Origin of the sequence: Cupriavidus cauae (assembly GCF_008632125.1) — a bacterium.
Taxonomy (GTDB): domain Bacteria; phylum Pseudomonadota; class Gammaproteobacteria; order Burkholderiales; family Burkholderiaceae; genus Cupriavidus; species Cupriavidus cauae.
Window position 1 is genome coordinate 142230 of record NZ_VWRN01000016.1, and the last position, 10642, is coordinate 152871.

The window sequence follows — 10642 nt, forward strand, 5'->3', positions numbered from 1 at the left end:
GTCGCGGTTTCCGTGCTTTTGTTGTTCTTGTGCTTGACGGATGAGGGACAGCGACCGGAACCGGAAGGGCGGGATGGCGGTGTTTTCTCCCGTCCCCGCTTGCAAGGGGGCGAGGGAGAACACCATCGCGGCGCGTCGACTTACTGCGCCGCCGGCGCGTCCACCCACACGAGATATGGCGTCAACTGCCGCACCCGCACCGCGGGCAGCGCATTGGCCAGCAATTGCAGCGCCTGCTCGGTGTCGTCCAGCGGCAGTACCGCGAAGACGCGTATGTCGGCGATCTGCTTGCGGTCGTAGCCGATCCAGCCCGGGCGATGCCGATTCAGCGCGTCCAGCAGCTCGGGCAGCGGCTGGCCGCGGGCGATCAGCTGGTGGCGTTGCCAGGCCTGCTCGATGCTGCTCGCATCGACCCGTTCGATCGGCCCGAGGCCGGCCGCCGTCACCGCGACGCGTTCGCCGGCCGACACCACCGCCTGGCGCGGCTCGCTGTGCGCGCCGGTGGCGCGGGCCCGGACCTTCGACTCCAGCATCGTCAGCACGGTCCGGCCATCGTCGCGGTCGACGCTGAAGCGCGTACCGAGCGCCTCGATATCGGCCTGCGCGGTGCGGACCACGAAGGGCCGTGCCGGATCGCGCGCGACGTCGATCAGCACCTCGCCGCGGATCAGCTCAATCAGGCGGCGCCCCTCGTCGTAGCGCAGGTCCACCGCGCTGCCGCTGTTCAGCGTCAGGCGGCTGCCGTCGGGCAGCGTGTGGGTTTGCCATTGTCCGGTGCCGGTACGAAGATCGGCCAGCAGATAGGCCGGCGGCCACGCATGCAGCGACAGCGCGAGGACGGCGGTCGTCACCAGCGCGGCGGCCAGGGCGCCGAGATGACGTGGCGTGCGGCGGCGGCGCGACGGTTTGCCGTCCCGCATGCCGTCGCGCACGCCGTCATGCGGCCCGTCATGCAGTCCATCATGCGGTCCGTCATGTCGTCGGTCATCTCGTCCGGCACGCCGCCCTTCATGCCGCCCGTCGTCGAAGGCGGCGCGCAACGCGGCGCGGGCGGGCCGGGCATCGCCGCCGGCGTGCTCGCGCAGGCCTTGCAGGCGCTCGAGCAGCGATTCCACGCGAGCGGCGGCGCGTGCGTGCCGCGGGTCGGCGGCCTTCCAGCGTGCGAACTCGATCTGGGCGGTGGCGCGCTCCTGGGGATCGTCGGCGGTCAGCCGGGCGACCCAGTCGGCGGCCTGCGCGACCGGGTCGTCGTCCTCAAGACGCGCGCTCATCGCGCGCGCGACGCTGCAGCGGTGACGCCGTGTTGGGTCTCCACCGCGCCCGCGTCGTCATCCGCCAGCGCGCAATGCGCCAGCGCCTGCACCAGGTATTTATGGATCATCCGTGTCGACACGCCCAGATGCGCGGCGATGCTGGCATGCGTCAGCCCGTCGAGGTAGTGCATCAGGAAGGCCTCGCGCGGCTTCGGCGGCAGGCCGTCGAGCGCCGCGCTGATCTGCGCCAGCGCCTGCAGCGCGGCCACGGTCTGCTCCGGCGACGGAAAGCCCTCCAGCGAGACCGCGGCCTGTTCCAGCTCGGCCAGATAGGCCTGCTCGAGCTTGTGCCGCCGCGCGCGATCGATGATCAGCCGCTTCGCGGTGGTGGTCAGATACGCGCGCGGCTCGCGCACGCCGGCCAGCGCATCGCGCGAGGCCAGGATCCGCACGAAGGTGTCGTGCGCCACGTCGGCCGCGTCGTGCGGGCAGGACAGCTTCTTGCGCAACCAGCCGAACAGCCACGAATGATGGTCGCTGTACAGGGCATCGATCGGCGGCGACGGCAGGGACTCGGCGGCGGACATGGGGGCTCCGGCCATGGCGCGGGTCCAGGTCCGGTGAATGCTAGGAAATGAGAACGATTCGCATTTTATGAATGTGGGTCGGGTTTGGCAACGGTTATCGGCGGGTGATGGGCGGGTGATCGGCGGAAGGCCGTCCGTCCTCTCCATCGCGCGCTGGCTGCGGCCTGGCGGGGCGAAGATCCTCTGCGCACCGGGCAGACCATCGCGTCCGACAGCAAGCCCCTCGGTTTTCTCTTGTCCCTACCCGCGCCCTTAACGGTGCCCTCATGTCGCGGGGGCCTCGCACGCGTGTTCTTTCAGCCGACGCACCGCCTCGCGCGCCTGCGCGCCCAGCTCCGCGAGATCCACGCCCGGAATCGCATCGTGTTCGGCCACCACGCGGCCGGCGACGATCAGCGCGCGCAGCGCCGGGCGGCCGCCGCTGGCGACCGGCGCGATGGCCGGGTCGTGCAGGCCGAAACAGCGCGGATCGTCGAGCCGGTAGATCGCCAGATCGGCGGCCATGCCCGGCCGCAGCGCGCCGACCGCGTCGAGACCGAGCACGGCGGCGCCGCCGGCCGTGCCCCAACGCACCACGTCCTCGACGCTGGCGGCATCCGCCCCGCCTTCAAAGCGTCCGCCCTCGAACACGGGCCGCGCCGCGTGGCCGCGCCGCGCCCGTTGCAGCAGCCAGGCGGCGTGGGCCTCGCTGATCATGTCGGCGGCCTCGTTCGACGCGGCGCCATCGACGCCGAGCGAGACCGGCACGCCGGCCGCCTCCAGCGCCGGCAGATCGGCGATGCCGCTGCCGAGCCGGCCATTGCTCTGCGGGCAATGCGCGATGCCGGTCCTGGTTGCACCCAGCATGCGGATTTCGTCGCGGTCCAGCTTGACCAGATGGGCGAACCAGACGTCGGGGCCGAGCCATTCGACCTCGGCGCAGAAGCCGACCGGCGTGGTGCCGTGCATCGCGCGGGCGGCGTTCTGGTACTCGACGGTCTCGGACAGATGGCTGTGCAGCCGGATGCCGAGCCGTCGTGCCGTGCGGGCACAGGTCCGCAGTTCGTCGGACGACATCGAGTACAGCGGCGTGGTCGGCGCCATTACGACGCGCCGCATCGCATCGGCGGCGCTGTCGTGGTAGCGCGCGGTCAGGCGTTCGCAATCGGCGAGGAAGGCCTCCAGCGTTTCGGGGCGCAGCGCCTGGGGCAGCTCGCTTTCGAGCTGGCGCGTACGGGTCGCGCCGCCGCGGCACAGCACGAAGCGCAGGCCCAGCGCCTGCGCTTCCTCGAACAGGATAGCCGAGCCGTCGAACGGCATGCCCGGGTAGTACAGGTAGTTGTGATCGGCGACCGTGCCGCAGCCGCTGCGCAGCAGTTCGATCAGGCCGATGCGGGCCGTCAGGCGGAAGCTCGCCTCGTCGAAGGCCCCGCGAAAGCGGTACGGCGTGGCGCCGAGCCAGGGCGTCAGCGTCAGGTTCAGTCCGGCCGGATCGCCCTTGAGCAGCGACTGGAACAGGTGGTGGTGCGTATTGACCCAGGCGGGATAGACCACGCAATCGGTGGCGTCGATCACGGTGTCGCCGGGGAGCGGCGGCAGCGTGCCGATCGATTCGATGCGGCCGCCGCGCAGGCGGATGTCCGGTCCGGGATGGCGCGCCGCATCGCCGGCGAGGCCGGTCAGGATCGCGGTGGCGTTGCGGATCAGCAGCGTGGGCGCGGTATTTTCCGCCATGCGGCCGGTTTCGATGCAAGGGTAGGCTTCGCTCATGCCAGCTCGCTTTCATGCCAATGGGACAGCGCCAGCCGCGACAGCATCACCATCGCGCCGAACAGCAGCACGCCAGTCACCGTGATCAGCACCAGCGCGGCAAACAGTCGCGGGATATTGAGCGCGAAGCCGGCCTGCAGGATCTGGTAGGCCAGGCCCGCCCCGGTGCCGCCGGTGCCGGCGACGAACTCGGCGACCACCGCGCCGATCAGCGCCAGGCCGCAGGAAATCCGCAAGCCGCCGAAGAAGTACGGCAGCGCGCTCGGTATCCGCAGCCGCCGCAGCGTGTCCCAGCGCGTGGCCCGGTTGATGCGGAACAGGTTCAGCAGTCCGGGATTGACGCTGCGCAGGCCCAGCACGGTGTTCGAGATGATCGGGAAGATCGCGACCATGGTGGCGCAGATGACCAGTGCCAACGTGGGCTCCTTGACCCAGATGATGATCAGCGGCGCGATGGCGACGACAGGCGTGACCTGCAGCAGGATCGCGTAGGGAAACAGGCTCGCCTCGATCAGCCGGCTCTGCACGAACACGAAGGCGGCCGCGGTGCCCAGCACGACGGCCAGCGCGAACGCCAGCATCGTGATGCGCAGGGTCACCCAGAGCGAGCCGGACAGCAGCGCCCAGTCCTCGACCAGCGTGCGGGCGATCGCCGAGGGCGTGGGGACCAGATAGGGCGGCACGTCGAGCCAGATGCAGACGGCCTGCCAGGCCAGCAGCATCAGCGCGCCGACGGCCAGCGGCGCGGCGATGCGCTGCACGGCGGCACGGGACAGCAGGGGGGATGCCATGATCGGACTCCTTCGAAGCGCGTTGGCGCGGCTATGCAGGATCGGCCGGCGCGACGCCGGTATTGGCCTGCGCCAGCAGCGCCGACAGCCGCGCGCAGTGCTGCATGAACTCGGGCGAGACGCGGTAGGCCTCGTCGCGTACCGCGGGACCGTCGATCGCCACGTCGGCGATCACGCGGCCCGGCCGTGCCGCCATCACCACGACGCGGCTCGACAGATAGACCGCCTCGTAGATGCTGTGCGTGACGAACACCACGGTCAGGCCGCGCTCGGCCCACAGCGCCCGCAGATCGGCGTCGAGCCGGTTGCGCGTGAATTCGTCGAGCGCGCCGAAGGGCTCGTCCATCAGCAGCAGGTCCGGCTCCGTCGCCAGCGCCCGCGCGATCGACACGCGCATCTGCATGCCGCCGGACAGCTCGCGCGGATAGACCTGGCCGAACTGCGCCAGGCCAACCAGTGCCAGCGCCCGCCGCATCCGTTCGTTGGCCTGCTCGCGCGGCATGCGGGCAAGATCGAGCGGCAGCCGTACGTTGTCGGCGACGTTCGCCCAAGGCATCAGCGTGGCCTCCTGGAACACCATCGCCAGCGTGCGGCGCGCGCCGTCAGCGGCAGCGGGCCTGGCGCCGGGCAACGTGCCTTCGCCCCACCAGCGCAGGTGGCCGGCCGAGGGCGCTTCCAGCCCGGCAAACAGCTTCAGCAGCGTGCTCTTGCCGCAGCCGGACGGGCCCAGCAACGAGACGAATTCGCCGGGCCGGATCGACAGCTTGACGCGCTCGAGCGCCACGGTGCCGTTGGGATAGGTCTTCTCGACCTGGTTGGCGAACAGGATCGGCGCCTCGAAGGCGCGGGTATCGCGCGGGTCCGCGAACATGGCTCAGCCGCCGACGACGGGCACGCGGACGACGGGCACGCGGAACACTTCCTTCTCCCCGTGCTTCTCCAGCAGATCCAGTAGCATCCTGCGCATCAGCAGGCCCGGCTTGTCCGACTCCATATGGAACTCGACGCGGCGGCGCGTATCGATGCAGGCGTCGTAGTCCGTGGCTTCGAGGATTTCGCGGTCTTCGGCGACGATCGGCGCGTCCCAGGCGATCAGCTCCTCGGTCGAGCAGTCTTCCTCGCGATCGTTGCGGTACAGCCATTGCGACAGCATCACCGTGCCGTCGTCGATCGGCGTCGCGCAGTTGTAGATGATGTGATGGCGTCCGCTCGCCGGATAGATGCAGCCGAAGCGGCGCGTGAAGGGCATATCCCAGCGGTTGAACATATGCCGGTACGTGATCGGCTCGGTGGTGCCCGTCACGCGATGGCCCGCTTCGATATTGCGGATCGGCACCAGCGTCTCCGCCTCGAAACCCCAATCGCGCTGCGTCAGCTCGTATTTCTCGGGCCTGGGCTGGTCGGCGATGCCGAAGTTGGCGCGATGGACGAAGCTGAAGTGCGAGTTGTCGAAGGCGTTCTCCATCACGCGCAGCGGGCTGGTGTTCCATCGCTCGTAGTACTGCAGGATGCGGCGATAGGCGGGGTCGCCTTCTTCGGGGAAGTCGGGAATCGGCTGCAGCGGATCGTCCAGCGCGACCCACACGTAGCCGTACTTCTCCTGCGCGCGATAGGCCGGCACGCGGGCGCCCGCGGGGACCCGGTTGTCCGGTGCCTGCGGAATCCGCACGCAGGCGCCGGTGCAGTCGTACTCCCAGCCGTGATAGCCGCAGACGATGTCGCCGCGTTCGTTGACCCAGCCCTTGGACAGCCTCGCGGTGCGGTGGCAGCAGCGGTCGCGCAGCGCGGCCAGCGTACCGTCTGGGCGTTTCCACAGCACCAGGTTTTCGCCGAGCAGCGTGAAGGGCTTGGGGCCGTCGTCGAGCATCGAGACCGGCATCAGCGCGTACCAGAAGCGGCGCAGCACGGGTTGTCGGGTGACCAGCATGATGAATCCTCGGAATGCGAAGGGAAGACGCGCGATGGCGCCGGGTTTGAATGTGCGATGGTCAGTGCGGGCGCGCCGCTCAGGGCATGACCTTCAGGTCCCTGACGAACTGCGTGGTGTAGGCCTGCTTCCAGTCGGTCTCGGCCTTGAGCAGCCCCGCGCCGACCATGAAGTCGCGCGTCTTCTGCCAGCGCGCGTCCGTCATCACGCCGATGCCCTGGCGCGCCGCGTCGCCGCCGTCCACCAGCCGGAATTCCTTGAGCTTGGCCAGGCCCCAGGCAAGTTGGTCGTCCTTCATGTTGGGGTTGTCCCGCTTGATCAGCGCGTTGGCCGCGGCGGGATTGGCGAGATAGCTTTTCCAGCCTTCCATCGAAGCGCGCACGAAGCGTGCGACCAGATCGGGCTTGTCCTTGACGGTCTTCTGCATCGTCACGATGGTGGTGCCGTAGGGCGGATAGCCATCGTTGGCGAACAGGAAGAAGCGTGTCTTGACGCCGGCCTTTTCCGCGGCGAACACCTCCGACGAGGCGTACGCCTGCTGCGCGGTGTTGCGGTCGGCGAGGAAGGGCTGCAGGTTGAAGGTGTAGACGCGAGATTGGGCCTCGTCGAGCTGGTACTTCGCCTTCAGCCATGGCCACCAGGTGGTGCGGCCCGAGGTGGAGACCAGCACCGTGCGGGTCTTCAGATCGGCAAGGCCATTGACGTCGTCGTGCGTCATCATCCCTTGCAGATCGCTCTGGAACGAGGCGCCGACCGTGGTCACCGGCACGCCCTGCTCGATGCTCTTGAGCACCTGCAGGTCGTAGCCCATCAGGAAGTCCGCCTGACCGCTGGTCAGGATCTGCATGCCGTTGACCTGCGGCCCGCCCATGCGGATGGTCACGTCGAGGCCGTGCTTCTTGTAGATGCCCTCGGCCACGGCCTGGTAGAAGCCGCCGTGCTCGGCCTGCGCATACCAGGAGGTCAGGAAGGTGACCTTGTCGGCGGCGAAGGCCGTCAGCGGTGCGATGGTCAATGCGGCCGCGGCTGCGAATGCGCCGGCAAGCAGGCGCCTGCGCGGGCGGTGCGGGACGATGGGCGATGCGGTCTGTGCCGCGAAGGAGGAAGCGAGGTGCGACGTGTTCATGGGGCCTGGGGTGTCGTGTCGTCGTCGAAGGGAAGGGCGAAGCGGGGGCGCACCGGCGCTTACGGCGGGCGCGGTACGGCGAGGCGATGGGGCGGGAAGGAATGGCAGGGACGGGACATCGTGTGCGCTCTCTCTCGTTCGCGGCCGGAGCGGCCGGGTTCAACACGCGGCGCGCGCATGGCGCTGCCGGTGACGACCGGTGGTCGTGAGAGCAATGTCCCGCGCCGGGGCATCGGCCTGCGATGGCGATGCGTCGGCGCTAACCGCTTCTACTCGAACGGGAATATCGCAAGAGGCATGCCACGCGGCATCGGCGCGCGCGGTGGCATCGACGGGGCCCGATGCGCCAACTGGGGGCGCCGGGGTTGGGATCGCATCGCGGCTTTGGTGCGGCGTGATGCGATCCGGTGCGGCTCAACCCTTGGGCTTGCGATTGAGCAGCGCGGCGCAGCGGCCGAGGGCGGTGGTCAGGCAACAGGTGTCGCCGCTCCAGTCGCCGCCCTGGACAATGCCATCGGCGCCGGCCATCAGCCGGCGCTGGCAGCGGCCCACCGTGGCAGGCGCCGGGTCGGTCGGCGCGCGCGCTTCGCGCGGACCGCTGCCGGGCGCTTGCGCGCGCGGCAATTCGTCGACCCAGACGTAGGCGTTGCCATTGGCGAGGGGCTGCACGGAGGCCGGCGGGCCCCATTGGGTACTGGCCTGGTCGATCGGGGTCCCGCGCCACGAGTCGACGATCGACTGCATCGCGCCGGTCTGCGGGCTGACGCAGCCGAACAGCGACGCCGCGGCAAGGGCGGTGGCCGCTGCTGTGGCTGTCGCTTTTGCTCTCCCTTTCGCTTTCGCAAGGCGCTCGCGCCAGCGCGAGGCCGGTGTGTGGGCCGGGGATGAAGCGCGAATCGAAGGCATGGCGGCTCCCGCTGCGGCTGTTCCGTTACGAGGCAGGCTATGCGACCTGGCGCGCATTGCCAAGGCGGCAATGTGCGGCGGCGTACAGACGATCGACTCCTTGACTATCTCGGCCGGCGCGCGTCGATGGCTGGTGGTTGCTCAGAACTCGAACAGCGGCAGCGGCGTCTGCGCGGCGGGTATGCGCCTGGGCCGTGCCGGTCCGGCCGCGCTGTCTCGTCGCGCGGCGACGATCGGCTCGCAGGGGCGCAGCTCGAAGGTCGACGGACGAGGCAGCACGATGGCCTCCGCAAGCAGCCGCCCGCGGTGCGGCGCCAGGATCTGATAGCTGTCCAGGTCGAAGCGGGCCGGCTCGGCCAGCAGCGTCTGCGCATCGTCCATCGAGGCCACCGAACCGAGATAGCACCAGTTATCGATGACATGCCATTGGGCGCGCGCGTGGTCCTGCTCGCGCCAGGCAATCGGGCCGGCGAAGGGCCACGGCGCGACCGCCAGCGGGCGCAGCGCGTCGGCCAGGCGCTCCCGATGGGCGCGCAGCGGCTCCGCGCCGACGCAGGCGCCGGCGCATCGATGGAGCTGGCGCGCGAAACACGGCGTCCCGATCCGAGCCTGCGGTTCCAGCGTCAGCGTGGCCTGGCAGAGGCCGTGCTGTTCGGCCAGTTCGCGCAGCCGGGCATACGCGCCGGCGCGGCTGGCGCTGACGCCGAACAGGCCGCGATGCCGGCTGAAATCGGTATCGCGGTCCGAACGCAGGCGCGGCGCCATCAGGCCGTCCGGCAGTTCCCACGCGAACAGCGGCCCCTTGCGCCGCAACAGCGTGTTGTGCACGGGCTCCAGTTGCTTGACCAGCAGCGCCTCCTGCAGCAGCGCGCCGATCTCCCCGCCGGTCTCGCGCCATTCGACGCGCCGCACCGCGCGCGACAGCCGCAGGTCCTTGCCGTAGCGATAGTCGCCCGAGAAATGCGCGCCGATCCGCTGGCGCAGGTTGACGCTCTTGCCGACGTAGAGCGGCGCGTCGTTGTCGCCGTGGAACAGATAGACGCCGGGCGCCTGCGGGACGTCGTCGAGCGCGGTCTCTTCCAGGCCCGCCGGCAGGCTGGCGCGCTTGACCAGCGAGGCGATCGCCGATTCGACCAGCTCGACTGAATAGAGTCCGTGCACCTGTTGCCAGAACTGCCACAACAGCTCGGCGTCGGCGAGCGCGCGGTGCCGGCCTTTCGGCTGCAGGCCGAAGCGTGCGATCAGCGCGTCCAGCCCGTGGCGCTCCACCGAGGGAAACAGCGCGCGCGACAGCCGGACGGTACAGAGCACGTCCGCGCGGAACGTAATGCCGGCGCGGGTGAACGATTGCTTCAGGAAGCCATAGTCGAAGCGGGCATTGTGGGCGACGAACAGCTTGCCCTGCAGCCGCTCGGCCAGGCTCTCGGCCAATGACTCGAAGGTCGGCTGGCCGCGCACCATCTCTTCGGTGATGCCGGTCATGCGCTGGATGAAGGGCGGGATCGCGCAGCCGGGGTCCAGCAGCGTGTCCCATTCGGTCACGCCGTCCGGGCCGACCTCGACCACGCCGATCTCGGTGATGCGGTCGCGCTGCGCGTCCGTGCCGGTCGTTTCCAGATCGACGAAGACGATGGGCCTGGCCAGGGCGGTCGCCAGGGCGACGGCGTCGAGCTGGCGCGGCGCGTCCGCGGGCAGGCGCTCCGCTAGATAAGTAGGCTGGTCGTGGTGGCTGGGCGGGTTCGGCATCCAGCGATTCTAAGCGCCGCGATCGCGTTGGGGCCTGATTGATCGATCGGTGGGGCCGGATTGATTCCATCGCTGGCGCTCGATTGATCCCATCCCTGGCACCCCATCGATTCGTGGAGTGATTGATGCGGCGCGTGAAGCGGGATCTCGGGGTCTGGAAAAAAGCGCTTGCAATGACTGTCACGCTCCCTTAATATTCGCCCCCTCGCAGCCGAACGGCGGCGGGGTTGGCGGGGAAGGCGAAGGCGCTGCGGTGCTGGAGCCGCAGCAAAAAAGTGCTGACAACCTGTTGACGAGAAGCGAAACGTTCTGCATAATCTCGTTTCTCTGCTGCTGACAACGCAGCGACGCGAACGGCAAAGCCGGCGCGTGAGTTCTTTAACAAACGAACAACCGATAAGTGTGGGCGCTCGATAGCGGCAGTCACAGCCGATTCTTCGGGATCGGCGACAGCTCAAAAGTTATCAAGTGCTCGCACAGCAAAACGTGGCTTCATCGGCGTCAAGACGATGGAGCCAGTCAGTTTTCTGAGAGTGAGCGACCGCTCGAAAGAGCGA

The 10642-nt window shown here is 69.2% G+C and carries 9 protein-coding genes; all 9 read right to left on the reverse strand.

The annotated features are described in order from the left end of the window. Nucleotides 1–140: 140 nt before the first annotated feature. Nucleotides 141–1271 (reverse strand): FecR family protein, encoded by a 1131-nt coding sequence (locus F1599_RS04665; RefSeq protein ID WP_150082343.1) that lies wholly within the window; start codon nucleotides 1269–1271, stop codon nucleotides 141–143. After that, entirely contained in the window at nucleotides 1268–1840 is a 573-nt protein-coding gene (locus tag F1599_RS04670) for a sigma-70 family RNA polymerase sigma factor (RefSeq protein ID WP_150082344.1), read from the reverse strand. Before F1599_RS04670 ends, F1599_RS04665 begins: the two co-directional genes overlap by 4 nt. Nucleotides 1841–2104: 264 nt before the next feature. Beyond that, complete coding sequence (locus F1599_RS04675; protein WP_223819463.1) at nucleotides 2105–3589, reverse strand: amidohydrolase family protein; 1485 nt, start codon at nucleotides 3587–3589, stop codon at nucleotides 2105–2107. Next, nucleotides 3586–4380 carry an ABC transporter permease gene (locus tag F1599_RS04680; protein ID WP_150082345.1) on the reverse strand — a complete coding sequence of 265 codons (795 nt, stop codon included), beginning with the start codon at nucleotides 4378–4380 and terminating at the stop codon, nucleotides 3586–3588. The genes F1599_RS04675 and F1599_RS04680 overlap by 4 nt, the downstream gene beginning before the upstream one ends. Nucleotides 4381–4411: 31 nt before the next feature. After that, nucleotides 4412–5251 carry an ABC transporter ATP-binding protein gene (locus tag F1599_RS04685; protein ID WP_149318668.1) on the reverse strand — a complete coding sequence of 280 codons (840 nt, stop codon included), beginning with the start codon at nucleotides 5249–5251 and terminating at the stop codon, nucleotides 4412–4414. 3 nt (nucleotides 5252–5254) lie between these two features. Further along, complete coding sequence (locus tag F1599_RS04690; RefSeq protein ID WP_150082346.1) at nucleotides 5255–6307, reverse strand: aromatic ring-hydroxylating dioxygenase subunit alpha; 1053 nt, start codon at nucleotides 6305–6307, stop codon at nucleotides 5255–5257. A gap of 79 nt (nucleotides 6308–6386) precedes the next feature. After that, nucleotides 6387–7433, reverse strand: a complete 1047-nt coding sequence (locus F1599_RS04695) for an ABC transporter substrate-binding protein (protein WP_223819464.1) — start codon at nucleotides 7431–7433, stop codon at nucleotides 6387–6389. Nucleotides 7434–7847: 414 nt separating this feature from the next. After that, nucleotides 7848–8339 carry a hypothetical protein gene (locus F1599_RS04700; RefSeq protein ID WP_223819465.1) on the reverse strand — a complete coding sequence of 164 codons (492 nt, stop codon included), beginning with the start codon at nucleotides 8337–8339 and terminating at the stop codon, nucleotides 7848–7850. A gap of 141 nt (nucleotides 8340–8480) precedes the next feature. Further along, entirely contained in the window at nucleotides 8481–10085 is a 1605-nt protein-coding gene (locus F1599_RS04705; protein ID WP_150082347.1) for a 3'-5' exonuclease family protein, read from the reverse strand. Nucleotides 10086–10642 lie beyond the last annotated feature (557 nt).

Coding starts and splice junctions, on each gene's coding strand:
- F1599_RS04700 (WP_223819465.1), bottom strand. CDS start 8,339: ATGCCTTCGATTCGCGCTTCATCCCCGGCCCACACACCGGCCTCGCGC.
- F1599_RS04680 (WP_150082345.1), bottom strand. CDS start 4,380: ATGGCATCCCCCCTGCTGTCCCGTGCCGCCGTGCAGCGCATCGCCGCG.
- F1599_RS04705 (WP_150082347.1), bottom strand. CDS start 10,085: ATGCCGAACCCGCCCAGCCACCACGACCAGCCTACTTATCTAGCGGAG.
- F1599_RS04675 (WP_223819463.1), bottom strand. CDS start 3,589: ATGAGCGAAGCCTACCCTTGCATCGAAACCGGCCGCATGGCGGAAAAT.
- F1599_RS04690 (WP_150082346.1), bottom strand. CDS start 6,307: ATGCTGGTCACCCGACAACCCGTGCTGCGCCGCTTCTGGTACGCGCTG.
- F1599_RS04665 (WP_150082343.1), bottom strand. CDS start 1,271: ATGAGCGCGCGTCTTGAGGACGACGACCCGGTCGCGCAGGCCGCCGAC.
- F1599_RS04695 (WP_223819464.1), bottom strand. CDS start 7,433: ATGAACACGTCGCACCTCGCTTCCTCCTTCGCGGCACAGACCGCATCG.
- F1599_RS04685 (WP_149318668.1), bottom strand. CDS start 5,251: ATGTTCGCGGACCCGCGCGATACCCGCGCCTTCGAGGCGCCGATCCTG.
- F1599_RS04670 (WP_150082344.1), bottom strand. CDS start 1,840: ATGTCCGCCGCCGAGTCCCTGCCGTCGCCGCCGATCGATGCCCTGTAC.